This is a genomic window from Streptomyces flavidovirens DSM 40150 (assembly GCF_000429085.1).
Lineage (GTDB): Bacteria > Actinomycetota > Actinomycetes > Streptomycetales > Streptomycetaceae > Streptomyces > Streptomyces flavidovirens.
Genome location: NZ_AUBE01000017.1, coordinates 44,861 through 70,976 on the forward strand (window position 1 = coordinate 44,861; position 26,116 = coordinate 70,976).

A 26,116-nucleotide genomic window follows, 5' to 3' on the forward strand; every position below is an offset into this window, starting at 1 on the left:
GCGTAAAGGGGAGATCAGGAGGGCTTGCGCCCCAGCAGCTTGTTCGCCCGCGAGCCGACGCCCCAGGCCGTTACCCGCCACAGGGCCTCGACGACGATGTCACGGCTCATCTTGCTGTCGCCCAGCTCCCGCTCGACGAAGGTGATGGGCACCTCGACGACGTTGTAGCCGGCCTCGACCGCGCGGCGGGCGAGGTCGACCTGGAAGCAGTACCCCTGCGAGGCGACGTCTTCCAGACCGAGGCCTTCCAGGGTCTGCGCGCGGAAGGCCCGGAAGCCGCCGGTGACGTCGCGGATCGGTACGCCGAGGAGCACCCGCGAGTACGTGCTGCCGCCACGGGAGAGCACCTCGCGGTGCTTGGGCCAGTTGACGACGCGTCCGCCCGGCACCCAGCGCGAGCCGAGAACCAGGTCGGCGCCCTTGAGCGCGGTCAGCAGGCGGGGAAGCTCCTCGGGCTGGTGCGAGCCGTCCGCGTCCATTTCCACGAGTACGCCGTAGTCGTGCTCGATGCCCCAGCGGAAGCCCGCCAGGTAGGCCGCGCCGAGCCCTTCCTTGCCCTTGCGGTGCAGGACGTGGACCTGATCGTCGACGGCCGCGATCTCGTCGGCGATCTTGCCGGTGCCGTCGGGGCTGTTGTCGTCGGCGACCAGGACGTGCGCGTCGGGCACCGCGGCACGCACGCGGGAGACGACCGGCTTGATGTTCTCGGCCTCGTTGTAGGTCGGAATGATCACCAAGGCTCTGCCGAGCGGGCCGTAACGCCTCTGACCGCCGTCGTTCACTGCTTCCCCTTAATGTCCGTACACCATTGCCCCACCGTTGCCCCACCATAGCGAGCGTGGTCAGCGGACCTGCACGGATGTCGTCCGGAGGAAGCGACACGTCGTTTCTGCGGGTCGGGGCCCGGTGTCCTTCGGGCCGGCCCCGGGCCCGCCGGCTGCGGGTCGGCCGAGAGCCGTTGTCTACTGAACGTCCGGGCCCCACCCGGGTCCCACCTGCCGGCCGGCTGAAACCTTCCCTCGCCCCCGAGGCGCGGGCGCTGAACCTGGCTCCGAGTGCTGGTGCGCCGGTGCGGCACACCACCCCATGACCCAGCGGCGTTCGACGACTGCGTGGAGGTCTGCCGGTCGGACGTCTGCGGTGGACCCGCCGAACCTACCCGCCGGTGGCCGCTTTCTGTCAACAGTCGCTCGACCTGGGGTGTTTGTTCAAATCACCAGGTCAGCGCGGAAGACACGCCGTCGGCACGAGGCCGCGCGGGAACACCGATCGGCGGTACGCGGCCGGCGCACATCACCCGTTCGGCCGCTCGTAAACAGTTTGTCCGAAGACCACGGTCCGCAGGCAGACGGGGAGTTCGGCGCCGGGCGTGAGGTCCGGCAGGCCGGGCGTGCCCGAGCGCGGGTCGGTCGACCAGCGGGCGACCCGGTCGTCGGGCGCCTGCACCACCAGTTCACCGGCGCGCCAGAGGGCGTAGTCGGCGGGTGCGCCGGGGACCAGGGTGCCCGCGTCGTCACGGCCCACGGCCCGCCAGCCGCCGCGCGTGTGGGCGGTGAAGGCGGCGCGTACGGAGACGCGGTGCTCGGGGGTGCGGTGGAACGCGGCGGCGCGGACCGTGCCCCACGGGTCGAGCGGGGTGACCGGGCTGTCAGAGCCGAAGGCCAGCGGCACCCCGGCGCGCAGCAGGGCGGCGTACGGGTTGAGCGTACGGGCCCGCTCGGCGCCCAGGCGCTGCGCGTACATCCCGTCCTCGCCGCCCCAGGCGGCGTCGAAGGCGGGCTGCACCGAGGCGGTCAGGCCGAACTCGGCGAAGGCGGCGATGGTGGCGGGAGTGAGCATCTCGGCGTGCTCGACGCGGTGGCGGGCGGCGCGGATCCGGGCGAGGCCGAGCTTCTCGGCGGCGGCGCGCACCCCGTCGACGACCGAGGTGAGCGCGGCGTCGCCGATGGCGTGGAAGCCGGCCTGGAGCCCGGCCTCGGTGCAGGCGGTGACGTGGGCGGCGACTGCGGCCGTGTCGAGGTACGCGGCGCCGGTGTGGGCTGCGTCGGCGTACGGGCTGTGGAGGCAGGCGGTGTGCGAGCCGAGGGATCCGTCGACGAAGAGGTCGCCCGCCGCGCCGGCCGCGCCGAGTTCGCGCACGCGTGCCGCGTCCTTCGCATCCGCGACCTGTTCGGCCCAGTAGCCGAAGACGCGCGGGCCGGGCCGCTCGGCCGCCAGCTTCAGCAGGCCGGTGAAGTCCTCCTCGGAGGAGATGCCGGGCCCCGCGCACTCGTGGACCGTACCGATGCCGAGCGAGGCGGCGTGCGCGAGGGCCGCGCGCTGCGCCTCCGCGCGCTGCGCAGGGGCGACGGCGCTGTGTGCCGCGGCGCGTACGGCGTGATGGGCGGCGGCGGTGAGCGGGGCGTCCGGGTGGTAGCCGGCCAGGCCGGTGACGCCGGGGACCAGGTCCAGGAGGGCCGTGGTGACGACGGCCGAGTGGACGTCGATCCGGGGCAGGTACAGCGGCTGGCCGCCGGCCGCCTCGTCGAGTTCGGCGCGGGACGGGGGCCGCTGTTCGGGCCAGCGCGTGGCGTCCCAGCCGTGCCCGAGGAGCATCCGGCCCGCCGGGGCGGCGGTGGCGTGCGCCCGTACGAGCTCCAGCGCACCGGCGAGACTCCGCGCGCCGGAGAGGTCGAGGCCGGTGAGCGCGAGGCCGGTGGAGGTGGTGTGCACGTGTGCGTCCGTGAACGCGGGGGTGACCAGAGCCCCTTCGAGGTCGATCACCTCGTCGACGCCGGTGGCGAAGGCGTCGGCCGCCCCTTCGGAGCCCACCCAGGCGACATGTCCGCGCTCGACGACCATCGCGGTGGCGAAGGGGTCGGCGGGGCTGTGGACCTCTCCGCCGCGCAGCAGCACGGTGCGGTGTTCGGCCTGGGAGGTGGGGGCGTTGTGCGCGGTCATGGTGAACAGTCTCGCCCCTCGCGCGGGACGTGCCGTGCGCGGGGGCGGAGCCGGGACGTCAGACCTGCGGCGGGCGGGCTTCGTACGGTGTCGAGAGAACCACCGTCGTACGCGTCGACACACCGGCCAGGGAACGGATCCGGGTCAGCAGGTGCTCCAGTTCGAGCGGGGTCGCCACGCGCACCTTGAGGATGTAGTTCTCTTCGCCCGCCACGCTGTGGCAGGCCTCGATCTCGGGAACGCCCGCGAGCCGTTCCGAGATGTCGTCGGGGGCGCTGGGGTCGAACGGTTTCACCGAGATGAAAGCGGTGAGCGGCAGCCCGACGGCCTCGGGGTCCACCACCGCGGCATAGCCGCGGATGACACCCCGCTGCTCCAGCCTGCGCACGCGCTGGTGCACGGCCGAGGTGGACAGGCCCGTGGCCTTGCCCAGGTCGGTGTAGCTCATCCGCCCGTCCTTGACGAGCAAATCCACGATCTGACGATCCAGCTCCTCCATAGCGGATCAACCTATGCCCCGGAGGGGCTCAGGCACAGCCGGGAGCCCTCCGGAGGGGCACCTGCGGGGGGCATGTGACGAACGCCACAGGCTTGCGGCCGTGTCCGTCGGGCATGCGCGATTACCGCGCGTGCGCGACGGGAAGTGCTTGCTGTGGTCGAGGTCGCAGCGCCTTGTCGGCCCACCCGAGGGGGAGTGTCTCCATGCAGAGCCTGAAGCGCACCGGACGTACTGAACCGGAGCCTGTTGAATCCGTCGACGACGACGATCTCGAAGATTTCGACGCCTACGACACCTTTGAGATGTTCCGGGTGATCTGCCCGGACTGCGCCCAGCCGATCGCGCTGCTGGCGGACGAGAACGTCCTGCCCGAGCACGCCAAGTGCCCTACTCCGTGGAACCCGTTCGGGCTGACGGCGTGCGAGGGCACCGGCCGCCCGGCGGCGGACGCCGGCCCTGCCGACGAGACGCTGGAGGTCCATGAGCAGGAAACAGCCCTGCTGTTGACGCTCCCTCAGGGACTCGACTGGCGTACGCAGCCGTTCTCGCACGTCGGCGGTCCGGGCTCGCGTCCGCTCAAGGTGTCGCAGCTGCGGCGCGCCGCCTAGGCCATCGCGTCCGGGTCCTCAGGGGCCCGGACCCGGGGCCGTACGCGCGTCCCCGACCGGGACACCGCGGTTCACCGCGCGAACGGACGCCCGAATGGGGTCGGCGATAACCTGGGCGGCCTTGCGGCTGTTGGCCCGATATGACCCTGCAGTACACACAGATCAGCGACGGACGCCGACGTCTCGCTCCTTCGCCCTCAGTCACCGGAGAATCGGTTCCGCATTCCGCGGATCCGCCCCTCTACCGGGCGCTCATGCGTCAGTGGCACAGCCGCGGCCGCACCCTGCCGGGACGCCGCGACCCGGAGTGGTCCCGGCTCGTGGCGTCCCCCGCGTGGCCGGAGGCGGGGCGGCTCAGCGCGTCTCGGGACCCACGAGATGGCGGGCGATGACCATGCGCTGAATCTGGTTCGTACCCTCGACGATCTGGAGCACCTTCGCCTCGCGCATGAAGCGCTCGACGGGGAAGTCCAGCGTGTAGCCATAGCCGCCGAGCACCTGGACGGCGTCGGTCGTCACGCGCATCGCCGCGTCCGTGCAGAACAGTTTCGCCATGGCGGCCTCCCGCGAGAACGGCCGCCCGGCGTCCCGCAGGCGCGCCGCCGCGAGGTACAGCGACCGGCCGGCCTCGATCTGCGTGGCCATGTCGGCGAGCATGAAGCGCAGCCCCTGGAAGTCGGCGATCGGCCGGCCGAACTGCTGCCGTCCGGTGGCGTACGAGACGGCCTCGTCCAGGGCCGCCCGGGCGACCCCGATCGCGCAGGCGGCGATCCCGAGCCGCCCCGAGTCGAGCGCGGACAGCGCTATGGCGAAGCCCTGCCCCTCCTCGCCGATGCGGCGGGAGTCGGGGATCCGTACGCCGTCGAAGTTGAGCTGGGCCGTGGGCGAGCCCTTCATGCCCATCTTCTTCTCGGGCGCCGCGGCGTTCAGCCCCTCGGCGTCGCCGGGCACCAGGAAGGCCGTGATGCCCCGTGCGCCCTCCTCGCCCGTACGGGCGAGGACGGTGTAGAAGTCGGCGACCCCGCCGTGCGTGATCCATGCCTTCGTACCGGTGATGACCCAGTCGTCGCCGTCGCGCACGGCCTTGGTGCGCAGCGAGGCGGCGTCGGATCCGGAGGAGGGCTCGGAGAGGCAGTAGGCGCCGAGCAGGCCGCCGCCGAGCATGGCGGGCAGGTGCGTGGCCTGCTGTTCCTTGGTGCCGTAACCGGCCAGAGCGTGGCAGGCGAGGCTGTGGACGCTGACGCCGAGGCCGACCGTGAGCCGGGCCGCGGCGAGCTCTTCGAGGACCTGGAGATAGACGGCGTACGGCTGGTCTCCGCCGCCGTACTCGGCGTCGTACGGCAGACCGAGCAGACCGGATCGCGAGAGCAGCGTGAAGATCTCGCGCGGGAAGTGCCCGGCGTCCTCCTCGGCTGCGGCCCGGGGCGCGATCTCGCGCTGGATCATGTCGCGCACGAGCGCGAGCAGATCGCGGGACTCCTCGGTGGGCAGCTGACGTTCCACCGGCTGCGGGGCGCGGTCGGACATTGCGGCGCTCTCCTCCCTGTCGGGCGCTGCGGCGGTCGCGCGCGCAGGGTGTGGCGGCGCCGCCGGGTCTTGCCGCCTGGCCGCCGGCACTCCTCCGGGTCACGGAAGTCGCTGGCCAGCGGCTGTGGCGCGTTGAGTATGCCCGATGGAATGTCTTCCGTCACGGGGTCGTGGACGGCGCGGGGCAGCTCGGTTCCAGTTCCTCGATCGTACGGAGCGTGGCGCGCAGCAGCCTGGTGAGCAGGGCGCGGACGGCGGCGCGGTCGAGTTCCTGATGTCCCAGCCAGTCCAGCGTGATCCCTTCGACGCCAGTCATCCAGCCGATCAGGGCCAATCGGGCGGTCAGCGGGATGTCACGGCGGCCGTACGCGCCCTCCGCCGGCCCTAGTCTCCAACTGCCACAGGATCTCCGCAGTATGGCAGACCTGCGCGAACTCCCTTCCTGCGTCGTCCTGTAGGCGATCAGCCACGCACTTCCCCTGCGCACCGCAGCGACGTACGGGAGGAACAAGTGAGCGCAGCCAAGCATCAGCCGCCTGCCGAGGGCAGAACGGCATGGAAGAAGACAGCGGTCGTCGCGATGCCGGCGGTCCTCTCGGTCGGGGCGATGGCGTCGATGATGGGCCAGGGAGCGCTGGCCGCGTCGTTCGCCGTATCGGGTACGAGCTTCCAGGTGGCGTCGGGGAAGCTGACGAGCCAGGGCCTGTCCAGTTACGTGCAGACGGACCGGTCGGCGGACGGCAAGGGGCATCCCGTCGCGCTGCTCGGCATCGGCGACGCCAGGCTCAGTGACATCTGCCAGGCCGCCGAGATCGCCACCCCGGTCGGCAAGGTCGTCTTCAGACTGACGGCCGGCGGCAAGGCCGGTGAGGTGACGGCCACCAGCCTGGTCATCGACGCCGAGGACCTCGTCGGTGACGCCCGCTTCGGCACGGCGCAGATCGGCCGCGACGCGTCGACGCTGGACCAGGTGGCCGGGATCAAGGGCGAGGCCGGGAAGTTCGGCCTCCAGGCCGGGGACATCGAGGTCGCGGGCGTGAAGTCGCACGCCTGGTCCGCGACCGGCGGCAACTTCCGGCTGAAGGGGCTCAGCATCGACGTGAGCCTGGACGGCGAGAAGTGCTTCTGACCCGCCGCCGCCGTCCGGCGAAGGGATGGCCGGCGGAGCGGCTGCCGTACCCGGACGCGCGGCGCAGGCTGCGGGCCTGGCGGCGGACCCGGCCGTTCTGGGGCGGGCTGCTGCTGGTACTCGGCGGCACCGAGCTGCTGCTGGTGCCGCTGTCGCCGCTGACGGTGCTGGTGAGCCTCGGGCTCGGCGGTCTGGCGGCGATCGGGATCGGGCTCGCGCTGGTCACGGCGGGCCTGTTCCTGTGGTTCCTGCCGCACACCCGCCACTACGTGAGCGTCAACGCGCTGCTGCTGTCCGTCCTGTCCTTCGCCGCGACCAATCTCGGCGGCTTCGTGGTCGGCATGGGGCTCGGGATCGCGGGCAGCGCGATGGGGTTCGGCTGGACGCCCGTACGGGCGCAGGAGGAGGGGGCCGAGGGCTCGCCGCTGCCGGACGGGCAGGGGCCGCGGACGCTGGCGGCCGCGCTGCCGGTCGTGCTGCTCGCGGCGCTCGGGCAGGGCCCGGCCCTGAAGGCGCCGGATACCGGGCCGGTCCTCGCGGCCCGTACGCCGCCGACCGTGACCACCACGCTCTTCGCGCCGCACGGTTTCCTGGTCGCGGGGGTGCGGGAGGTGCCGACCGCAGGCGGTCCGGTGAAGGCGATGGTGCTGAAGATGCGGTCCGCCTCCCTCACCGACTACCGCCTCAGGACCCGCGACGGCCGCGACGAACTCGCCCTGGGGGCCGACACCCTGGACCTGAGCGGCGATGTGACGCTCTACCTCACCAAGTTCAGCGGCTGCCTGGAGGGCATCCTCTGCCTCACCTTCACCCCGGACGGCCTGCCGGTGCCGCCCGTGGTGCCGCCGTTCGTCTTCATGACCGATGTCAGCGCCGAACAGGCTCTGGTCACCTCGGACCTGATCGTCACGGACGGGCTGACCCTGGAGGCGTCGTGACCGGCCCCAGGGGTGGATGACGTACGTTCGCCACACCCCCGAGGCCGGCCGGTGGGATCAGCGGACGCCGACGGCGGCGAGGGCGCGCCGCTGGGCGGGTGTGGGGTGAGCGGGCCAGTAGAGATAACAGACGCCGCCCGTGCCGGACACCACTTTCCCGCTCGCGTTGTAGCGCTTCGTACGAAGCCAGATGTTCTCCCACTCGCGGCGCTGGTAGACGCGGCGTACGGCCTCGTTGTCCGGCGAGGCGGGGTCGTTCGCGATCACGTCGCCGTCGGGTGTGAAGCCGATGACGGTCATGAGGTGCCCTGCCGTGCCGTAGCCCGCACCGGTCAGCTCCTCCTGGAGGAAGGACTGCGACGTGATGGCGGGGATACCCGCGCGGATCAGGGTCTCCAGGTCGGTGAGCGAGTGGAGGCGGGTGACGACGGCGCTCATGTCCTTGTACGTCGCGGCGTACGCGGCGTTGAAGGGCCAGTTGCCGCATCCGCTGTACTGGTAGTCGAACGTGAAGCGCGCGGCGTGGCAGACCTGCGGGTCCTCGAAGGCCGGATCGACCCACGCCAGGTCTTCGGCGCTGGGCCCGCGGCCCCAGTACTCGATGATCATCTGCGAGGAGGTGGGGCTGCACCAGGCCTCGCCGCCGTTGTCGTACTCGGGGTACTGGCCGATGTGAGTGTTCTGCGAGTAGCGCGGTACGGCGAGCTCACGGGCGACGCGGGGCTGCGAGGCGGGCACGGTGAAGCGGTCGGGGATGTCGGACGCCATCGCGCCGAGGCGCCAGACCGTGGGGGTCAGGTCGGTGCCGGGCTTGCGGTGGAGCGTCAGACGCAGGCGGTACGAGGCCAGGCGCAGGGACCCGGCCGAGCTGTTCATGGACAACGTGTCGGTCCAGACGCTGCTGCGGCCGTCGCTCTGGTCGTCGACGGAGGTGCGCTTGATGTCGGCGTCGCCCGCCGCCCAGCGGCCCATCACGTACCAGGGTGTCGTGGTGCCGTCCGAGTAGGTGCCCTGCAGCTCGACCGAGAGCCAGGTCCCGGGCGGGGTGTGGGCGTTCCAGCAGGCGATGACCTCGGTCGCCGGGACGGTGGAGCGGTGGACCGGTGAGGTCCAGGTCGCGCTCTCCCAGGTGGCGGTGGTGCCGGTGTGCGGGTCGATGTAGTCCGTGCGGCCCGACGGCGTACCGATGACCAGTCCTGGCCTGCGGCCCGCCACGGTTTGGGTGCCGGCGGCGGTGCCGGAGCGCCAGTCCTTGGCACAGGACCAGAAACGGTTGTCCACGAGGCGGGGCGGGGCGGCGGCGCGGGCGGTGACAGCGGCGGCGGGGGACGTGGATGCTGCGGTGGCGCCTACCGCCGCGGCGATCGCGGCGGTCAGGACGGTGCGGCGGGAGGTGGGTCTGGTCATGGTCATGGCCCCCGAGTCGGATGTGGATGCGCGGGCAGGTGCACGACAGTGCGCCAACTATGGCCGGTGGGAGCGGGCTTCTGCCAGCACTTGGGACCGCGTCGCCGCACCAATATTGGCGTGAACCGGTGGCACGGGCCGGGCCGCTGCGCGGGGCCTAGGGTGGAGGCGTGGAACGTTTCGATCAGCTTGCCCGCTGCCTGCGCGCGCTGCCGCCCTCGTGCGGCCCCGTGCGGCTGGTCGCCGTCGACGGGCACGCCGGTTCGGGCAAGAGCACCTTCGCCGCCCGGCTCGCGGCGGCGCTCGGCGGAGCGCCCGTACTGCACCTCGACGATCTGGCCACCCACCAGGAGCTCTTCGAGTGGACCGGACGGCTGCGCGAGCAGGTGACGGGTCCGTTCTCGCGCGGGGAGAGTGCGCGGTACGCGACGTACGACTGGACGCTGCGCCGCTTCGGGCCCGCGTGCCCGCTGGAGCCCGCGCCCGTGGTGCTGATCGAGGGAGTCGGGGCCGGGCGGGCCGCCGTACGGCCGGATCTCGCGCGGCTGCTGTGGATGGATCTCGGCGCCCGCGAGTCGTGGGCGCGCGGGCGGCGCAGGGACGGGCCGGCGCAGGCGGAGTTCTGGGACGGCTGGACGGCGGCGGAGATGCGCCATTTCGCCACGGACCCCTCGCGGCCGTACGCCGATCTGCTGGTACGGCAGTGTCACGAGGGGTACGAGTGGCGTCCGGGACCTTTCGCGACAGCGTTTCCGAACCACTCCGTCACGGTAGGTGACCACCTGGCCCCGCCCTCCGAAACGGCCGGAAAACCTCCCCGGTGAGTGCCTCAACTCCGCTTGACCCGGGGGCCGTACAGGTCTTACGTTCTCAATGTGCGGCTTTCCGAAGCCGCCGCAGACGCGAAGCCCCCGGTTGTTCCCCCGTGATCGGGGGCTTCGTTCTGCCCACAGCACCCCTCTCCGGGTGGCGGTGACGCCATTCGCTCACCCTGGGTCACCGGTCATTCCCGCGCCTGCGGCACCCTTAAGCCCGGACCGCCCTCCCAGGTACGATGCCCTTCGGTGCGGTCAATTCCCGTGCGCGACACGGCGGTTCTGAGGCCTGCTGACGGGCGCCTGCCCGGTGGCACATCACAGGGGGCACGGTTTCGTGGGGAACGTGACGGAATTCGGCACGCAGGGCGTCAACGCCCCGGCCGACCTCGCCTGGCTGCGTGGTGTCGACGCGTACACGATGGGCGCGTATCCGCAGGCCGAAGAGGAATTCAGGGCCGCGGTACGGATGGATCCCGGCATGGCCGACGGCTGGCTCGGCCTGCACGCGCTGCGCGTCGACACCACCACCGCGCTGCTGCGCATGTACCGCCACCGCGAGCGCTTCGGCGAGCAGCGCGCCCGGCACCGGCGGACCCTCAACTCCTGGTACTGGCTGGGCTGGTGGGTGCAGCCCGTCCTGGAGAAACCGCGCGACCTGCTGCTCGCGCACGCCTCCCACTGGCTCGACGGCCGCCAAGTTCCCGAGCTGGACCGGGCGCTGGCCGGGCTGCCGCCGGTGGACGCCGATCCGCAGGTGCGGTTCCTGCACGCCTGCCGGGCGTACCTGGTCAAGGACTGGGAGCAGCTCGTACGCCACACCGATCCGCTCGTCGACGACCCGCTGCTCGGCATCGAGACCGGGCTCTTCGGCGGCATGGCGCGGGTGCGCCTGGAGATGTACGGGCAGGCCGAGCCGATGCTGTCGGCCGCCCTGATGCGCTGCCGCAGCGAGCAGCCGCAGCGCAAAGAGCTGCGCTACTGGCTGGCCCGCGCGCACGAGGGCACCGGGCGCAGCGCCGCCGCGCTGCCGCTCTACCGGGCCGTGCACCGGGTGGATCCGGCCTTCATGGACACCTCGGCGCGGCTCGCGGCGATCGCCGAGGGGGACGGGTACGAGGACTCCGCCGGCTTCGCCGCCGTGTCGCTGGCCGGGATCGGCCAGGACGCGGCGGACGCGGCGGGCGACACGGAGAGCCTGGCGGGACCCGAGGTCCCGGAGGGGGTCCGGGACCTGCTGTTCGGCGACGGGGGTCAGCCGCCGCTCGGTGGCGGTCCGGCGGCGGTGGCCGGGGGCAGCGGCGTACGGGAGAAGGCTTCCGTACCGCCCGGACCGAAGGCGGGGCAGGCCTTTCCGGCCGGCCCCTCCGATCCCGCGCTGCTCGCCGAAGCGCTGGCGGAGCTGGAGCGCATGGTCGGCCTCGAACCGGTGAAGCGGCAGGTCAAGGCGCTGTCCGCGCAACTGAACATGGCCAGGCTGCGGGCCGGGCAGGGCCTTCCCGTACAGCCGCCGAAACGCCACTTCGTCTTCTCCGGCCCCTCCGGCACCGGCAAGACCACGGTCGCGCGCATCCTCGGCCGGGTGTTCTACGCGCTCGGGCTGCTCGGCGGCGACCATCTGGTGGAGGCTCAGCGGGCCGACCTCGTGGGTGAGTTCCTCGGCCAGACCGCCGTCAAGGCCAATGAGCTGATCGATTCGGCGATCGGCGGGGTTCTCTTCGTCGACGAGGCGTACTCCCTCTCCAACTCCGGTTACAGCAAGGGCGACGCGTACGGCGACGAGGCCCTCCAGGTGCTGCTGAAGCGCGCCGAGGACAACCGGGACCACCTCGTCGTGATCCTCGCCGGCTACCCGGAGGGCATGGACCGCCTGCTCGCCGTCAACCCCGGCCTGTCGTCCCGCTTCACGACCCGGGTGGACTTCCCCAGTTACCGGCCCTCCGAGCTGACGTCCATCGGCGAGGTGCTGGCCGCCGAGAACGGCGACGCGTGGGACGAGGAGGCGCTGGACGAGCTGCGCAGCATCAGCGGGCACGTCGTCGACCAGGGCTGGATCGACGAGCTGGGCAACGGCCGCTTCCTGCGTACGCTGTACGAGAAGAGCTGCGCGTACCGGGACCTCCGGCTGTCCGGTTACGCCGGCACACCGACCCGCGACGACCTGGCGACACTGCGCCTGCCGGACCTGATGCAGGCGTACGGTGAGGTCCTTTCGGGGCGCGGCCCGGCGAGTCGCGGGCGGCAGGAACCGCCCGCGCTCTGAACGCGCGGACGGCCCGCCCGTCACCCCACCAGCGCCGCCGTTTCGTCCGCCGCCGTCGCCGCGTCGTCCGGCAGCCGGGGCAGCACCACCCGGTGGGCGGGGTCGCGTACCTCACCCACCAGCATTTCCAGTACGTCCTCCAGCGCGACCAGGCCGAGCACGCGCCCCGCGCCGTCCGCGACCTGCGCCAGATGTGTCGCGGCACGGCGCATCACGGACAGCGCGTCGTCCAGGGGCAGTTCGGCGCTCAGCGTCGCCATCGGCCGCCAGACCTGCTGCGGAACAGCCCGCTCCCGTTCCTCCAGGTCGAGTACGTCCTTGACGTGGACGTACCCCATGAACGCGCCGCCGCCGACGCACACCGGGAAGCGGGAGTAGCCGGTCCGCACCGTCAGCTCCTCGATCTCGCGCGGCGTGACCGACGGCTCCACGGTGACCAGTGACGCCCGGTCGAGCAGCACGTCGGTGACCGGCAGGCTGCCCAGCTCCAGTGCGTCCTCCAGCCGCTCCTGCTCCCCCGGCTCCAGGAGACCGGCCTGGCCCGAGTCCTCGACGAGCCGGTTGAGCTGCTCACTGGTGAACACCGCCTCCACCTCGTCCCTGGCCTCGACGCCGAACAGCCGCAGCACGGCCCGCGCGCACGCGCCGAGCCCCGCCGTGACCGGACGGCACAGCCGGGCGAATCCGACGAGCCCCGGGCTCAGCCACAGCGCGGTCCGCTCGGGCGCGGCCATGGCGAGGTTCTTCGGCACCATCTCGCCGATGACCAGGTGCAGGAAGACGACCACGGCGAGCGCGATCACGTACCCCAGTGGATGGATCAACCCCTCCGGCAGGTGCACAGCGTGGAAGACCGGCTCAAGGAGATGCGCCACGGTGGGTTCCGCGACCGCGCCGAGTGTCAGCGAGCAGACGGTGATCCCGAACTGCGCCGCCGCCATCATCTGCGGCAGGTTCTCCAGACCTTGCATGACCTGTCCGGCGCGGGACGAGCCGGCCGCCGCGAGCGGTTCGATCTGGCTGCGGCGTACGGAGACGAGCGCGAACTCGGCGCCGACGAAGAAGCCGTTGGCGAGCACCAGCAGCATGGCGAACAGCAGTTGGAGAACGCTCATCGCACGGCCTCCGTGACGGCCCGCGCGGTACGGACGAACCGCACCCGCTCGGCGCGGTAGCGGTCCACCTGCCGCACGGAGAGCCGCCAGCCAGGCAGTTCGGCGCGGTCGCCGGGGGCGGGGATGCGCCCCAGCAGGTCGGCGACCAGGCCCGCCACGGTCTCGTACGGCCCCTCGGGCACGTCGAGGCCTATGCGGCGCAGGGTCAGGACCCGGCAGCTTCCGTCCGCCTCCCAGGCGGGGCTGCCGTCCTCGGCGGGCGCGGCGGCCAGTTCGGGCCGCTCGGCGCCCTCGTCGTCGTGCTCGTCCCTGACCTCTCCGACGAGCTCCTCGACGATGTCTTCCAGGGTGACGACCCCGGCCGTGCCGCCGTACTCGTCGACGACCACGGCGATGGGCTGCTCGCTGCGCAGCCGTTCGAGAAGCTGCTGCACGGGGAGGGTCTCGGGGACCATCAGCGGCGGTACGGCGACCCTGGCCACCGGGGTCCGCAGTCGTGCGTGCGGCGGAACGGCGAGCGCGTCCTTGAGGTGGACCATGCCCACGACCTCGTCGATGCGGTCCCGGTAGACGGGGAAGCGCGAGAGGCCGGTGGCGCGGGTGAGGTTGAGTACGTCGGCCGCGGTCGCCGTGGACTGCAGGGCGCTCACCTTCACACGCGGCGTCATGACGTGCTGCGCGGTGAGCCCGCCGAGCGAGAGGCTGCGTACGAACAGGTCGGCGGTGTCCTGTTCCAGGGCGCCGGCCCGCGCGGAGTGGCAGGCGAGCGAGACGAGTTCACCGGGGGTGCGGGCGGAGGCCAGCTCGTCGGTGGGCTCGACGCCCAGCAGGCGTACGAGCCGGTTGGCGACCGCGTTCAGCAGGGAGATCACGGGCCGGAAGACGGTCGAGAAGAGGTGCTGCGGTCCCGCGACGAACCGCGCGACCTGCAACGGCCTGGAGACCGCCCAGTTCTTCGGAACGAGCTCACCGATCACCATCTGCACGGCGGACGCGAGCAGCATGCCGACCATGACGGAGACGCCGGGGACGGCTCCTTGGGGTATGCCGGCCGCGGTGAAGGGACCGGACAGCAGGTGGGCCAGCGCGGGCTGGGCCAGCATGCCGACCACGAGCGAGGTGATGGTGATGCCGAGCTGAGTGCCCGAGAGCTGGAAGGACAGCTCGCGCAGCGCCTCGACGACGGTGCGGGCGCGCCGGTCGCCTTCGGCGGCGGCGCGTTCGGCGTCCTGCTTCTCGACGGTGACCAGGCCGAATTCGGCGGCCACGAAGAAGCCGTTGGCAAGGATCAGGAGGAACGCTGCGGCAAGCAGCAGGAGGGAGATGGTCATGCCGCCGCCTCAGCGGAAGGGGCGGCGCAGATACTGCCGGACGATCCGTCCATTGCTGGAGGGAGTCACTCCTCGGGTCGCAGGTGCCCCGCGGGCCGTGGGGACCCTGAAACGCGGAGCGGGGCGCACTCGGCGCCGCCTCCCACAGAGTAAACGGGACCAGGGCGCGTCAGGCAGGTGCTCAGCCGGTGTGTGTGCCGGTGCCGCGGGATTCCGCGAGGGCGCGCAGGGCGCGGGCGTCGCGGATGGCCTGCTGCTTGGCGACACCGGGCTGGATGCCCAGGGCGGGCAGGCTGGTGCCGTCGCTGAGGTCGAGGAAGACCCACGCGTCACCCGGGCGCAGGTTGACCCGTACGATCTCGGCCCATTCCAGCCGGCGCCGGGTGGTCAGGTTGACCACGGTGACTCCTGCCTCGTCGGCCACGACCTTCGGGCGGCTCAGCAGCAGCAGTACGCCGAAGAGCAGCAGCGCGGTGAAGATGAACGCCGCCCGCTCGGCGCCGCTGAGCGTGTCGAGCATCAGCGCGACGGCGGTGATGACGGCGAACATCGCCACCCCGACGGTCACGAGGACGGCCCGCGTACGGGTCGGCCGGAAGGTGACCGGCAGGGTGGGGAGGTCGGGCTGTGACACGGCGGCGCGGTTCCTTAGCGGGAGTGCGGGCGGCGGTACGGCGATCAGAGGCGGCAGGCGTGGATGGCCGTGGTGAGGATGGCGCGGGCGCCGAGCTCGTACAGGTCGTCCATGACGCGCTGGGACTCCTTGGCCGGGACCATGGAACGGACGGCGACCCAGCCCTCGTTGTGCAGCGGTGAGATGGTCGGCGACTCCAGGCCGGGAGTGAGGGCGACGGCCGCTTCGAGGTGCTCGGCGCGGCAGTCGTAGTCCATCATCACGTAGCTGCGGGCGACCAGGACGCCCTGGAGGCGGCGCAGGAACTGGGCCACCTTCGGGTCGACGGCCTCCTCGGCGGAGACGCCGGTGCGGCGGATCACGACGGCCTCTGACTTCATGATCGGCTCGCCGATCACTTCGAGGCCCGCGTTGCGCAGGCTGGTGCCGGTCTCGACGACGTCTGCGATGACCTGCGCGACGCCCAGCTCGATGGCCGTCTCGACCGCGCCGTCCAGGTGGACGACGGCGGCGTCGATGCCCTCGTCGGCCAGGTGCTTGGCGACGATGCCCTCGTACGAGGTGGCCACCGTCATGCCGCCGAAGTCCTTGACGCCGGTCGCGGTGCCGGGCTTGGTGGCGTAACGGAAGGTCGAGCGGGCGAAGCCGAGCTGGAGGATCTCCTCGGCGCTGGCACCGGAGTCCAGCAGCAGGTCGCGGCCGGTGATGCCGATGTCGAGGCGGCCCGAGCTGACGTAGATCGCGATGTCGCGGGGGCGCAGGTAGAAGAACTCGACCTCGTTCTCGGGGTCGACGAGGCGCAGCTCCTTCGACTCCTTGCGCTGCTGGTAACCGGCCTCATGGAGCATCTCCGACGCAGGTCCGGAGAGGGAGCCCTTGTTGGGGATGGCGATGCGCAGCATGAGGTCAGGTTCCTTCTGTGCGGTGGGAGTCGTGGGTCGGTGCGTATGTGGGGGCCGTGCGGCTCAGAGGTGGGCGTAGACGTCGTCGAGCGAGATCCCGCGGGCGACCATCATCACCTGGACGTGGTACAGCAGCTGCGAGATCTCCTCGGCGGCGGCTTCCTTGCCCTCGTACTCGGCGGCCATCCAGACCTCGGCGGCCTCCTCGACGACCTTCTTGCCGATGGCATGCACGCCCTTGCCCACCAGCTCGGCGGTGCGTGAGGTGGAGGGGTCGCCGTTGGCGGCCTTGAGCTGGAGCTCGGTGAAGAGCTCTTCGAAGCTCTTGGTGGGTTTGTTCGCCATGATGGTCCTAAGAGTACGGGGTGGCACGCTGCCACTCAGCGCCAGGGTTCGGCGACCGTGCGCAGTGTGGTCGCGGTGGCGACGGCGGCGGTGACCGCCTCGTGGCCCTTGTCCTCGTTCGAGCCTTCGATCCCGGCCCGGTCGAGCGCCTGCTCCTCGGTGTCGCAGGTCAGTACGCCGAAACCGATGGGGACACCGGTGTCGACGGAGACCTGGGTCAGGCCGTTCGTCACGCCCTGGCACACGTACTCGAAGTGCGGGGTGCCGCCCCGGATGACGACGCCGAGCGCGACGATGGCGTCGTAACCGCGGCCCGCGAGGACCTTCGCGACGACCGGGAGCTCGAAGCTGCCGGGGACCCGCAGCAGGGTCGGCTCGTCGATGCCCAGCTCGTGCAGGGCGCGCAGCGCGCCGTCGACGAGGCCGTCCATGACCTTCTCGTGCCACTGCGCCGCGATCACCGCCACCCGAAGGTCTCCGCAGTTCTTCACACTCAGTTCGGGTGCGCCCTTGCCGCTCACGCGTCTCTCCTTCTTACTGACGTACTGGATTACTGACGTGGTTACTGGTTGCCGCAGGTGGAGGCGGAGGCGCCGTCCAGCCACGGAAGGTCGTGTCCCATCCGGTCCCGCTTGGTCCGCAGGTACCGCAGGTTGTGCTCGCCGGCCTTGACGGGCATGGGCTCGCGCCCGATGACAGTCAGGCCGTGCCGTACGAGCGCGGCGGTCTTCTCGGGGTTGTTCGTCATCAGCCGCACGCTCCGCACGCCGAGGTCTTCGAGGATCTGCGCACCGGCCGCGTAGTCGCGGGCGTCGGCGGGCAGGCCCAGCTCCAGGTTGGCGTCGAGGGTGTCGCGGCCGAGCTCCTGGAGTTCGTACGCGCGCAGCTTGGACAGCAGTCCGATGCCGCGCCCCTCGTGGCCGCGCAGGTAGACGACGACGCCGCGGCCGGTCTCGGTGATGCGCTGCATGGACGCTTCCAGTTGCGGCCCGCAGTCGCAGCGCTGCGAGTGGAAGATGTCGCCGGTCAGGCACTCGGAGTGGATCCGCACGAGGACGTCGTCGCCGTCGCCGATCTCACCGTGGACGAGCGCGACGTGCTCGACGCCGTCGACCGTGGAGCGGTAGCCGTACGCCGTGAAGTCCCCGAACGACGTGGGGAGCTGGACGGTGGCCTCCCGGCGGACCTTGGGGTCCGAGGTGCGGCGGTAGGCGATCAGGTCCTCGATGGAGATGATCGTCAGACCGTGCTTGCGGGCGAACGGGATCAGCTCGGGCAGCCGCAGCATCACGCCGTCCTCGCCGGCGATCTCCACGATGGCGCCGGCCGGGCGCAGGCCCGCGAGCCTGGCGAGGTCCACGGCGGCTTCGGTGTGGCCGTTGCGGACGAGTACGCCGCCGGGCTTGGCACGCAGCGGGAAGATGTGGCCGGGGCGGACGAAGTCGCCCGCGGTGGAGCGGCCGCTCGCGAGGAGCCGGAGCGTGGCGGCGCGGTCGGCGGCCGAGATGCCGGTGGTGACGCCGTGCGCGGCGGAGGCGTCGACGGAGACGGTGAAGGCCGTACTCATCGACTCGGTGTTGTTCTCGACCATCTGCGGGAGTTCGAGCCGCTCCAGCTCGTCGCCCTCCATGGGAGCGCAGATCAGGCCGCGGCACTCGCTCATCATGAACGCGACGATCTCGGGGGTCGCCATCTCGGCGGCGATCACCAGGTCGCCCTCGTTCTCGCGGTTCTCGTCGTCGACGACGACCACGGGGCGGCCGGCCGCGATGTCGCGGATGGCCTGCTCGACGGGGTCGAGGGCCAGGTCCTCGGCGTTGGCGGTGCTGTACCACGTGGGCAGGGCGGTCATGCTGCTGCTCCTTCCATGGCGGGCTTCACGCTCGTACGCGTGCGCTGCCACCAGTCGTAGGCACCCCAGAGGACGAGGGCGAAGTAGACGACGTACACAAGACCGGAGAAGGCGAGCCCGCTGCTGAAGGCGAGCGGTACGCCCACGAGGTCGACCAGCAGCCAGGCGAACCAGAACTCGACCAGGCCGCGGGCCTGGGCGACCATCGCGACGAGCGTGCCGACGAAGATGTACGCGTCGGCCCAGGGGCTCCAGGACAGCGACGGGTACAGCGTGAAGAGGCCGCCGACGGCCAGCGTGCCCAGTACCGCTCCGGCGAGCAGCAGTGCGCGCTCGCGCCAGGTGGCGAAGCGGACGGCGATCGAGCCGTCCCGGGCCTGCTGCCGGCCGAGCTGCCACTGCCGCCAGCCCCACAGGGCGACGCCGATGACCAGCAACTGCTTGCCGACGCCGCCGCTGAGGTTCGCGGAGAAGTACGCGGCGACGAGGATGACGCCGGACAGGAACTGGGCGGGCCAGGTCCATATGGAGCGCCGCCAGCCGAGCGCGAGGGCGATCAGGCCGATGGTGTTGCCGATCATGTCGGACCACAGGATGTGCTGGTCGAAGGCCGTGAAGGCCTCGCTGTTCAGCCAGGACACGGCGCTCACTTCACGGTCTCCTTCTGGCCGGACCCGTCTGCGCCCATGAGCCGCTCGACGTACTTCGCGAGTACGTCCACCTCAAGGTTGACCTGGTCCCCGGCCTGCTTGATGCCGAGGGTGGTGAGGTCGAGGGTGGTGGGGATGAGGCTGGTGGTGAAGTAGTCGTCCCCGGCCTCGACGACGGTGAGGCTCACGCCGTCGACGGTGATGGAGCCCTTCTCGACGACGTAACGGGCGAGGCCCGCGGGGAGCGAGACCTTGACGATCTCCCAGTGCTCGGACGGCTCGCGGCCGGTGATCGTGCCGGTGCCGTCGACGTGCCCCTGGACGAGGTGTCCGCCGAGGCGGCCGCCGAGCGCCATGGGGCGCTCCAGGTTGACGCGGGAGCCGGTGGTGAGGGCGCCGAGGCTGGAGCGCTTCAGCGTTTCGGCCATCACGTCGGCGGTGAACTCACCGTCCCCGCAGTCCACGACGGTGAGGCAGACGCCGTTGACGGCGATCGAGTCACCGTGCTTGGCGTCCTCGGTGACCAGCGGCCCGCGCAGTCGGAAACGGGAGGCGTCACCGAGGTTCTCGACGGCGGTGACCTCACCCAGCTCTTCGACGATTCCGGTGAACACTTCAGTGCTCCTTCGATACGGGGGTGGCGGGGACGGCGGTGATGCGCAGATCGGGGCCGACGCGGACGGTCTCGGTCACGTCGAGCCGCAACGCCTCGGTGATGGTGGTGATTCCGGCGTCGGCGAGGGCGGCGGGGCCGGCGCCGAGGAGTACGGGGGCGAGGTAACCGGTGACCGTGTCGACCGCCCCGGCGGCGACGAAGGCGCCGGCCAGCGTCGGCCCGCCTTCGAGGAGTACGGAGCGCACGCCGCGGGTGTGCAGGGCGGCGAGGAGCGCGTGGATGTCGAGGCCGGTGGCGGCGCGTGGCAGCCGTACGACCTCTGCTCCCGCTTCGGCCAGGTGCGCGGCGTCGGCGTCCTCGGCGACGGCGATCAGGGTGGGCGCGGCGTCATCGAGGACGCGGGCGCCGCGCTTGACGGCGGTGGCGTCGGTGTCGACGACGACGCGCAGGGGCTGGTTGACGCCGTCTGTGCCGTCAGTGCCGCGTACGGCGAGATGCGGGTCGTCGGCGCGCATCGTGCCGGAGCCGACGATCACGGCGTCGGCCTCGGCGCGCAGCCGGTGGACGTCGGCGCGGGCCTCGGCGGAGGTGATCCAGCGGCTGGTGGAGTCGGCGGCGGCGATACGGCCGTCGAGCGTCGCGGCGTACTTCCACCGGACGTAGGGGCGGCCGAGGCGTACGGACGTCAGCCAGGCGGCGTTGCCCGCCTCAGCCTCGTCGGCGAGCAGCCCCTGCTCCACCCGGACCCCGGCCGCGCGCAAGGTGTCCGCGCCGCCGGTGGCCTGCGGGTTCGGGTCGGCGACGGCGTAGACGACGCGGGTGATTCCGGCGGCGATCAGGGCCTGGGCGCAGGGGCCGGTGCGGCCGGTGTGGTTGCAGGGTTCGAGGGTGACGTACGCCGTACCGCCGCGCGCCCGCTCCCCCGCTTCCCGCAGGGCGTGCACCTCGGCGTGCGGGCCGCCAGCGCGCTGGTGGAATCCGGCGCCGGCGAGCTGCCCTTCGGCGTCCAGGACGACGCATCCGACGACCGGGTTGGGGCTGGTGGAACCGAGTCCACGGGCGGCGAGCGCGAGCGCCCGGCGCATGGCGTTCGCGTCGGTCGTGGCTGCTTCGGCTGCGGTGGCCACCGGGTCCTCCTGCCTCTTCGGGCACGGACTCCGGGGCTGTCGATGACGACAGAGAGCGGGAACAAACGCCAACGGGTGCGGGGGCGCCGTAGCCGGAAAAAGAGGGGTCGCCCCTGGGGGACGAGCCGAACCGCCGACAGCGGCGTACCCATGACCGGTGACGGCCCGCCGCGCACTGCCTCCCATCCGGACTTTCACCGTCGGTACAGGAATTTCACCTGTTCAACCGGCCACTGGAGGTGACCGGGTCGCGGACTGTAACCGCCGGTTCGGAATTACACCGACCCCGGAGTGCGCTGCTGCTGGTACAGGGTCAGTGTGCCACGCCGGTGGAGTGCCATGCACACGATCGCCTGTGGCCCGACTCACAGAGGTTGGTCCATACCTATTGACGCTCTGGTCTAGTCCTCTTAGCGTCTGCGTCACACGACGATCACCCCTCGTTCGTTGCGCCAGGCCGACCCTCCCCAGGAGGAACAGACCGTGCTGTCCCCCACCCGAGCGAGAACCTCGCTGCTCGCCACCGGCGCCACCGTCGCCGGGCTGCTGATCAGTTCACTCGCCGGAGGCGTCTCGCACGCCGCCGGCCATGAGTCCTGCCGCCCCGACGGCCTGTACAAGACCCCGGGCGTCGACGTCCCGTACTGCGCGGTCTACGACGCCGAGGGCCGCGAGAAGATGGGAGCCGACCACCAGCGCCGCGTCATCGGCTACTTCACCGGCTGGCGTACGGGCAAGAACGGCGAGCCCGCCTACGTCGCCTCCGACATCCCGTGGGACAAGGTCACCCACCTCAACTACGCCTTCGCGCACATCGGGAGCGACCACAGGATCTCGGTCGGCTCCGACGGCGAGAAGAACGCCGCGACCGGGATGACCTGGCCGGGCGTGACGGGTGCGGAAATGGACCCGGCGTACTCCTACAAGGGTCACTTCAACCTGCTGAACAAATTCAAGAAGCAGCACCCGGACGTCAAGACGCTTGTATCGGTGGGCGGTTGGGCCGAGACCGGCGGGTACTTCGCGGACAACGGTGACCGGGTGAATTCCGGCGGCTTCTACGCGATGGCGACCAACGCGGACGGCTCGGTCAACCAGGCGGGCATCGACACCTTCGCGGATTCGACGGTCGCGTTCATCAAGAAGTACGGCTTCAACGGCGTCGACATCGACTACGAGTACCCGACGACAATGAAGGACGCGGGCAATCCGCTGGACTTCTCGTACGCGAACGCGCGCCGCGCCGGGCTGGTCAAGGGCTACGCGGCACTGATGAAGTCACTGCGCGAGAAGCTCGACCGGGCGGGCGCGGCCGACGGGAAGCACTACCTGCTGACGGTGGCCGCGCCTTCGTCCGGATATCTGCTGCGCGGGATGGAGACGTTCCAGGTCCAGAAGTACCTGGATTACGTCAACATCATGTCGTACGACCTCCACGGCGCCTGGAACGAATACGCCGGCCCCAACGCCTCGCTCTTCGACGACGGCAAGGACGCCGAACTGGCGGCGGCGGGCGTGTATTCCACCGCACAGTACGGCGGGGTTGGCTATCTCAACCCCGACTGGGCCTATCACTACTTCCGCGGCTCGATGCCGGCCGGACGCATCAATATCGGACTGCCCTATTACACCCGCGGACACAAGAATGTGCAGGGCGGTACGGACGGTCTGTGGGGCAAGGCACCCTCGACGAACTGTCCAGCCGGCGCGGGGCTGACCAAGTGCGGCGACGGAGCGTCGGGAATCGACAACCTGTGGCACGACAAGGACACGGCGGGCAAGGAGTCGCCGGCCGGGTCCAACCCGATGTGGCACGCGAAGAACCTGGAGAAGGGCGTCGTCGGGGACTACGTCACGCGGTACGGCTTCCCCGCCGACACCAGGCTGACCGGCACGTACACCCGTAAGTACGACGCGACGCTCGTCGCGCCCTGGCTCTGGAACGCGCAGAAGAAGGTCTTCCTGTCGACCGAGGACGAGCAGTCGGTCAGGGCGAAGGCCGACTACGTGGTGGACAAGGGCATCGGCGGCACGATGGTCTGGGAGCTCGCGGGCGACTACGACTGGAACGCGGCCAAGGGCCAGTACGAGGTGGGCGACTCGCTGACGACGGTGATGTACGAGAAGTTCAAGTCGGCGTCGCCGTACGGCGCGAAGCGGTCCACGATCGACCTGCCGGCGAAGGCGCTCGACATCGGTGTGGACTTCGGGCAGTTCCCGCTGGGCGACTCCAACTACCCCATCAGCCCCAAGCTGAGGATCACGAACAACTCGAAGGCGACACTGCCCGGCGGCACGGAGTTCCAGTTCGACTACGCGACCTCCGCACCCGCCAACGCCAAGGACCAGTCCGGCTTCAACACGAAGATCGTCCGCAGCGACCACACCGCCCCCGACAACATCGGCGGCCTCAAGGGCGACTACAACCGCGTCTCGCTGAAGCTGCCCGCCTGGCAGACGCTGGCGCCCGGCGCCTCGGTCGAGCTGGACTTCGTCTACTACCTGCCGACGTCGACCCCGTCCAACTGGACGGTGACCTTCGGCGGCCAGTCCTACGCCCTGGCAGGGGACCTGGCGCGCGGTACGACGGTGGTGGACCCGGTGACGGACCCCGGCCCCGGTCCGGACCCGAGCCCCACGCCGAGCCCGGGTGGGCCGTGCGCCGGGCCCGCGTGGGCCGTTTCGTCCGCGTACGGCAGCGGTACGACAGTCGCCCACAAGTCCCACCACTGGAAGTCCAAGTGGTGGACCAAGGGCGAAGAACCGGGTACTACCGGTGAGTGGGGCGTCTGGCAGGACCTCGGAGCCTGCTGACGCCCGGTCGAAACGCCCGGCGGCGGTGACCGGCCCTTCCCGCCGCCGGGTCTTTTTCCCGCTAGGGCCTGTCCGGCGGAACTGGGTCGGAAAGGCCCTGGCTCCGGGGCGCGAACACGTCGTCCTGGGCCGCGTCCCGCGCCGCGAGCAGCGCGCCCTGGAGCACCGCCGCGCCGCCCAGTTCCCCGGCCCGTACCTCCGTGCGCAGCGGCGACATCGTGGCCAGCCTGTCGGCGACGCGGGCGGCGAGGGCCGCGCCGCCCGCATGACCGCTCTCGCCGCCCAGGACCACGCAGCCCAGGTCGAGGATCGCGGTGACGGCCGCCGCGCCGACGGCCAGGTGGGCGGCGAGGGCGTCCAGGAACGGCTCGCCCGCCCGCCCCGCCGCGAGGGCCGCCCGTACACCGGCGGCGGCGGAGGTGTCCCCTGTCGTCGGGATGCCGTACCGCGCGGCGAGTTCCGCGATCGCGGCGGCGCCGGCCAGTGAGTGGAATCCGCCGCCGCAGTCCGTCGCCGACGGCAGCCCCGCGGTGCCCGGCACCGGCAGGAAGCCGATCTCGCCCGCGCCGCCCGAGGCGCCCCGGCGCAGCTTGCCGTCGAGGACGAGCGCCGCGCCGACGCCGTGGCCGAGCCAGAGCAGTACGAAGGTGTCGCGGTCGCGGGCCGCGCCGAGGCGCTGCTCCGCGACGGCGGCGAGGTTGGTCTCGTTCTCCACCAGCACCGTGGCGGGGAGCCGCTCCTGGAGGGCTGCGACCAGCCTGCGGTGCCATGCAGGGAGGCCGGTGGTCTGGCGCAGTTCCCCGGTCGCCGGGTCGATCAGGCCGGGCGCGCCGATGCCGACGCTGTGCAGACGCCGGGCGCCGGCCTCGCGGGCGGTGCGCTCCAGGAGTGCCACCGCCTGCTCCACAGCGGGTTCGGTGCCGGTCGCGTCGCCGTCGATCGGCAGCGTCGCCTCGGCGAGGGTCGTACCGACCAGGTCGGCCACGACGACGGAGACCCCTTGGGTCCGTACGTCGAGCGCGGCGAGGTGCGCGCGGTCCGCGACGATCCCGTACAGCCGGGCATTGGGGCCGCGGCGCTGCGCTCCGGTCTCCCCCACGACGGTGATCAGGCCCGCGCCCTGGAGCCGTTCGACCAAGTCGGCGACGGAGGGGCGGGAGAGTCCGGTCAGCGTCTTGAGCTGTCCTGCCGTCAACGGACCCTCGTCCTGGAGCAGCTTCAGGGCGAAGCGGTCGTTGATGACCCGGGCGGTGCTCGGTGAGGCGGGCATGCCACGGATCCTCTCAGACGTGCCGCTCTATTTATCAGGCAGGGTTCCTGATAGTTTCCTCCGGCACGCTGGATGTCACGCTGGAAGTGATGGGCGAACGGGGAGGGCGCGACGTATGACGGGCGAAATGGTCTTCGGGCAGCGGGAGTTGAAGCGGGCACGGTACGCCGTGGCCGCCGTCTTCTGTGTGCACGGGGCGGTCACCGGCAGCTTCGCCACCCGTATCCCGTGGATCGTGGACCACACGGGCGTCAGCGCCGGTCAGCTCGGGCTCGCGCTGGCCTTCCCGGCGATCGGAGCGTCGGTGGCGATGCCGCTGGCCGGTGCGATCAGCCACCGGTTCGGGGCGCGGGGCGCGCTGCGCGGGCTACTCGTGCTGTGGACGCTCGCGCTGACGCTGCCCGCGCTGGCGCCGAACCTGCTGACGCTGTGCGCCGCGCTGTTCGTGTACGGCGCCACGGCGGGGATGTCGGACGTGGCGATGAACGCGCTCGGTGTCGAGGTCGAGAACAGGCTCGACAAGTCGATCATGTCCGGGCTGCACGGCATGTGGAGTGCGGGCGCGCTGACCGGCTCGGCTGCGGGCACGCTCGCCGCGCACCTGGGCAGCGACGCGCGGCTGCACCACGCACTGGCCGCCGTCGCGCTGACCGTGCTCGGGCTCGTCGCCTGCCAGGGGGTCATCGACCTGCGCAGCGCACCGGACGCGGAGGCTCCGCCGCGCTTCGCGCTGCCGCCGAAGTCGGCGCTGGTGATTGGCGCGATCGGGTTCTGCGCGGTCTTCGCGGAAGGCGCGAGCCTGGACTGGTCGGCGGTCTACCTGCGGGACGTGCTGGACACCTCGCCGGGCGTCGCGGCCGCGTCGACGACCGCGTTCGCGCTGACGATGGCGGTGGCGCGGCTGGCCGGGGACCGGGTGGTCGACCGGTTCGGTCCGGTGCGTACGGTCCGGGTGGGCGGCGTCGCGGCGACGGCCGGTGGCGTACTGGTCGTCGCCGCGCACCATCCGGCGCTCGCCATGGCGGGCTTCGCGCTGATCGGGCTCGGCGTCGCGGTGGTCGTGCCGCTGGCCTTCGCCGCGGCGGGACGCTCCGGACCGAACCCGAGCCAGGCGATCGCGGGCGTCGCGACGATCACGTACACCTCCGGGCTGATCGCCCCGTCGGCGATCGGCGCGGTCGCGGACGCGACGTCGCTGGTGGTGTCGTTCGGGGTGGTGACGGCGCTGGCGGCCGGGCTGGTGGCGGGCGCGGGGGTACTGCGCGGCGCGGGCCGGGTCTCGGCGGGCGCCGGGAGCGACACCCCTGCCGCGACGGCCGCGACGAAGAGCTGAA

24 protein-coding genes and 1 riboswitch are annotated in these 26,116 nt (G+C 71.6%); of the genes, 7 read left to right on the forward strand and 17 right to left on the reverse strand.

Translation table 11 applies throughout. The features are described 5' to 3' along the window. Positions 1-14: 14 nt before the first annotated feature. From G412_RS0122325 to G412_RS0122335, 3 genes are all read right to left on the reverse strand, one after another. The gene (locus G412_RS0122325; protein WP_028814023.1) at positions 15-782 is read right to left on the reverse strand and encodes a polyprenol monophosphomannose synthase; all 768 of its coding nucleotides are present in this window, start codon (positions 780-782) and stop codon (positions 15-17) included. 511 nt (positions 783-1,293) lie between these two features. Continuing rightward, positions 1,294-2,940 carry an amidohydrolase gene (locus tag G412_RS0122330; protein WP_028814024.1) on the reverse strand — a complete coding sequence of 549 codons (1,647 nt, stop codon included), beginning with the start codon at positions 2,938-2,940 and terminating at the stop codon, positions 1,294-1,296. Between the two features lie 58 nt (positions 2,941-2,998). Next, positions 2,999-3,439, reverse strand: a complete 441-nt coding sequence (locus tag G412_RS0122335; protein ID WP_028814025.1) for an Lrp/AsnC family transcriptional regulator — start codon at positions 3,437-3,439, stop codon at positions 2,999-3,001. Between the two features lie 203 nt (positions 3,440-3,642). Here G412_RS0122335 and G412_RS0122340 point away from each other — a divergent pair, with 203 nt between their 5' ends. Further along, a complete protein-coding gene (locus G412_RS0122340) occupies positions 3,643-4,047 on the forward strand; it encodes a hypothetical protein (RefSeq protein ID WP_028814026.1) in 405 nt (134 codons plus the stop codon). Positions 4,048-4,401: 354 nt separating this feature from the next. On the opposite strand, the gene G412_RS0122345 is transcribed toward G412_RS0122340, so the two are convergent. Both G412_RS0122345 and G412_RS39775 read right to left on the reverse strand, forming a co-directional pair. Continuing rightward, positions 4,402-5,574: an acyl-CoA dehydrogenase family protein gene (locus G412_RS0122345; RefSeq protein ID WP_028814027.1), complete on the reverse strand. Its 1,173-nt coding sequence runs from the start codon at positions 5,572-5,574 to the stop codon at positions 4,402-4,404. A gap of 160 nt (positions 5,575-5,734) precedes the next feature. Continuing rightward, complete coding sequence (locus tag G412_RS39775; protein ID WP_157839150.1) at positions 5,735-5,890, reverse strand: hypothetical protein; 156 nt, start codon at positions 5,888-5,890, stop codon at positions 5,735-5,737. A 264-nt stretch (positions 5,891-6,154) separates the two neighbouring features. On the opposite strand from G412_RS39775, the gene G412_RS0122355 reads away from it, so the two are divergent. Then, positions 6,155-6,703, forward strand: a complete 549-nt coding sequence (locus G412_RS0122355) for a DUF6230 family protein (RefSeq protein ID WP_244283191.1) — start codon at positions 6,155-6,157, stop codon at positions 6,701-6,703. After that, a complete protein-coding gene (locus G412_RS0122360) occupies positions 6,694-7,641 on the forward strand; it encodes a DUF6114 domain-containing protein (RefSeq protein WP_425274501.1) in 948 nt (315 codons plus the stop codon). The genes G412_RS0122355 and G412_RS0122360 overlap by 10 nt, the downstream gene beginning before the upstream one ends. Before the next feature lie 57 nt (positions 7,642-7,698). Here the strand turns inward: G412_RS0122360 and G412_RS0122365 are convergent, their stop codons facing one another. Continuing rightward, complete coding sequence (locus G412_RS0122365; RefSeq protein WP_028814030.1) at positions 7,699-9,048, reverse strand: peptidase C39 family protein; 1,350 nt, start codon at positions 9,046-9,048, stop codon at positions 7,699-7,701. Positions 9,049-9,218: 170 nt separating this feature from the next. On the opposite strand from G412_RS0122365, the gene G412_RS35580 reads away from it, so the two are divergent. Both G412_RS35580 and G412_RS0122375 read left to right on the forward strand, forming a co-directional pair. Next, positions 9,219-9,872 (forward strand): uridine kinase family protein, encoded by a 654-nt coding sequence (locus tag G412_RS35580; RefSeq protein WP_037649575.1) that lies wholly within the window; start codon positions 9,219-9,221, stop codon positions 9,870-9,872. A 328-nt stretch (positions 9,873-10,200) separates the two neighbouring features. After that, positions 10,201-12,126, forward strand: coding sequence for an AAA family ATPase (locus tag G412_RS0122375; protein WP_028814031.1), 1,926 nt, complete (start codon positions 10,201-10,203; stop codon positions 12,124-12,126). A 20-nt stretch (positions 12,127-12,146) separates the two neighbouring features. Here G412_RS0122375 and G412_RS0122380 read toward each other — a convergent pair whose 3' ends face one another. The 10 genes from G412_RS0122380 to ribD form a co-directional block, all read right to left on the reverse strand. Next, complete coding sequence (locus G412_RS0122380) at positions 12,147-13,241, reverse strand: hemolysin family protein (RefSeq protein WP_028814032.1); 1,095 nt, start codon at positions 13,239-13,241, stop codon at positions 12,147-12,149. Continuing rightward, the gene (locus G412_RS0122385) at positions 13,238-14,572 is read right to left on the reverse strand and encodes a hemolysin family protein (RefSeq protein ID WP_028814033.1); all 1,335 of its coding nucleotides are present in this window, start codon (positions 14,570-14,572) and stop codon (positions 13,238-13,240) included. The genes G412_RS0122380 and G412_RS0122385 overlap by 4 nt, the downstream gene beginning before the upstream one ends. Before the next feature lie 181 nt (positions 14,573-14,753). Then, positions 14,754-15,206, reverse strand: a complete 453-nt coding sequence (locus G412_RS0122390; RefSeq protein WP_028814034.1) for a PH domain-containing protein — start codon at positions 15,204-15,206, stop codon at positions 14,754-14,756. A gap of 44 nt (positions 15,207-15,250) precedes the next feature. Beyond that, on the reverse strand, positions 15,251-16,108 hold the full coding sequence (hisG, locus tag G412_RS0122395; RefSeq protein WP_028814035.1) for an ATP phosphoribosyltransferase: 858 nt from the start codon (positions 16,106-16,108) through the stop codon (positions 15,251-15,253). Positions 16,109-16,171: 63 nt separating this feature from the next. Further along, positions 16,172-16,453, reverse strand: coding sequence for a phosphoribosyl-ATP diphosphatase (locus G412_RS0122400; RefSeq protein WP_028814036.1), 282 nt, complete (start codon positions 16,451-16,453; stop codon positions 16,172-16,174). A 35-nt stretch (positions 16,454-16,488) separates the two neighbouring features. Further along, entirely contained in the window at positions 16,489-16,974 is a 486-nt protein-coding gene (gene ribH / locus G412_RS0122405) for a 6,7-dimethyl-8-ribityllumazine synthase (protein ID WP_028814037.1), read from the reverse strand. A gap of 41 nt (positions 16,975-17,015) precedes the next feature. Beyond that, a complete protein-coding gene (locus G412_RS0122410; protein ID WP_028814038.1) occupies positions 17,016-18,305 on the reverse strand; it encodes a bifunctional 3,4-dihydroxy-2-butanone-4-phosphate synthase/GTP cyclohydrolase II in 1,290 nt (429 codons plus the stop codon). Continuing rightward, positions 18,302-18,955 carry a nicotinamide mononucleotide transporter family protein gene (locus G412_RS0122415; RefSeq protein WP_028814039.1) on the reverse strand — a complete coding sequence of 218 codons (654 nt, stop codon included), beginning with the start codon at positions 18,953-18,955 and terminating at the stop codon, positions 18,302-18,304. Before G412_RS0122415 ends, G412_RS0122410 begins: the two co-directional genes overlap by 4 nt. Further along, positions 18,952-19,569, reverse strand: a complete 618-nt coding sequence (locus G412_RS0122420; protein WP_028814040.1) for a riboflavin synthase — start codon at positions 19,567-19,569, stop codon at positions 18,952-18,954. Before G412_RS0122420 ends, G412_RS0122415 begins: the two co-directional genes overlap by 4 nt. A 1-nt stretch (position 19,570) precedes the next feature. Beyond that, complete coding sequence (ribD, locus tag G412_RS0122425; protein WP_028814041.1) at positions 19,571-20,656, reverse strand: bifunctional diaminohydroxyphosphoribosylaminopyrimidine deaminase/5-amino-6-(5-phosphoribosylamino)uracil reductase RibD; 1,086 nt, start codon at positions 20,654-20,656, stop codon at positions 19,571-19,573. 210 nt (positions 20,657-20,866) lie between these two features. After that, a riboswitch (FMN riboswitch) is annotated at positions 20,867-20,997 on the reverse strand. 184 nt (positions 20,998-21,181) lie between these two features. Between ribD and G412_RS0122430 the strand changes: the two genes are divergently transcribed. Continuing rightward, on the forward strand, positions 21,182-23,512 hold the full coding sequence (locus tag G412_RS0122430) for a chitinase C-terminal domain-containing protein (RefSeq protein ID WP_028814042.1): 2,331 nt from the start codon (positions 21,182-21,184) through the stop codon (positions 23,510-23,512). Positions 23,513-23,573: 61 nt separating this feature from the next. Here the strand turns inward: G412_RS0122430 and G412_RS0122435 are convergent, their stop codons facing one another. Continuing rightward, positions 23,574-24,782 (reverse strand): ROK family transcriptional regulator, encoded by a 1,209-nt coding sequence (locus G412_RS0122435; RefSeq protein ID WP_028814043.1) that lies wholly within the window; start codon positions 24,780-24,782, stop codon positions 23,574-23,576. Between the two features lie 115 nt (positions 24,783-24,897). Between G412_RS0122435 and G412_RS0122440 the strand changes: the two genes are divergently transcribed. Then, positions 24,898-26,115: an MFS transporter gene (locus G412_RS0122440; protein WP_028814044.1), complete on the forward strand. Its 1,218-nt coding sequence runs from the start codon at positions 24,898-24,900 to the stop codon at positions 26,113-26,115. The last annotated feature ends 1 nt before the right edge of the window (position 26,116 follow it).

Coding starts and splice junctions, on each gene's coding strand:
- G412_RS0122355 (WP_244283191.1), top strand. CDS start 6,155: ATGCCGGCGGTCCTCTCGGTCGGGGCGATGGCGTCGATGATGGGCCAG.
- G412_RS0122385 (WP_028814033.1), bottom strand. CDS start 14,572: ATGACCATCTCCCTCCTGCTGCTTGCCGCAGCGTTCCTCCTGATCCTT.
- G412_RS0122380 (WP_028814032.1), bottom strand. CDS start 13,241: ATGAGCGTTCTCCAACTGCTGTTCGCCATGCTGCTGGTGCTCGCCAAC.
- G412_RS0122345 (WP_028814027.1), bottom strand. CDS start 5,574: ATGTCCGACCGCGCCCCGCAGCCGGTGGAACGTCAGCTGCCCACCGAG.
- G412_RS0122435 (WP_028814043.1), bottom strand. CDS start 24,782: ATGCCCGCCTCACCGAGCACCGCCCGGGTCATCAACGACCGCTTCGCC.
- hisG (WP_028814035.1), bottom strand. CDS start 16,108: ATGCTGCGCATCGCCATCCCCAACAAGGGCTCCCTCTCCGGACCTGCG.
- G412_RS0122400 (WP_028814036.1), bottom strand. CDS start 16,453: ATGGCGAACAAACCCACCAAGAGCTTCGAAGAGCTCTTCACCGAGCTC.
- G412_RS0122340 (WP_028814026.1), top strand. CDS start 3,643: ATGCAGAGCCTGAAGCGCACCGGACGTACTGAACCGGAGCCTGTTGAA.
- G412_RS39775 (WP_157839150.1), bottom strand. CDS start 5,890: ATGACTGGCGTCGAAGGGATCACGCTGGACTGGCTGGGACATCAGGAA.
- ribD (WP_028814041.1), bottom strand. CDS start 20,656: ATGCGCCGGGCGCTCGCGCTCGCCGCCCGTGGACTCGGTTCCACCAGC.
- G412_RS0122440 (WP_028814044.1), top strand. CDS start 24,898: ATGACGGGCGAAATGGTCTTCGGGCAGCGGGAGTTGAAGCGGGCACGG.
- G412_RS0122365 (WP_028814030.1), bottom strand. CDS start 9,048: ATGACCAGACCCACCTCCCGCCGCACCGTCCTGACCGCCGCGATCGCC.
- G412_RS0122330 (WP_028814024.1), bottom strand. CDS start 2,940: ATGACCGCGCACAACGCCCCCACCTCCCAGGCCGAACACCGCACCGTG.
- G412_RS0122410 (WP_028814038.1), bottom strand. CDS start 18,305: ATGACCGCCCTGCCCACGTGGTACAGCACCGCCAACGCCGAGGACCTG.
- G412_RS0122335 (WP_028814025.1), bottom strand. CDS start 3,439: ATGGAGGAGCTGGATCGTCAGATCGTGGATTTGCTCGTCAAGGACGGG.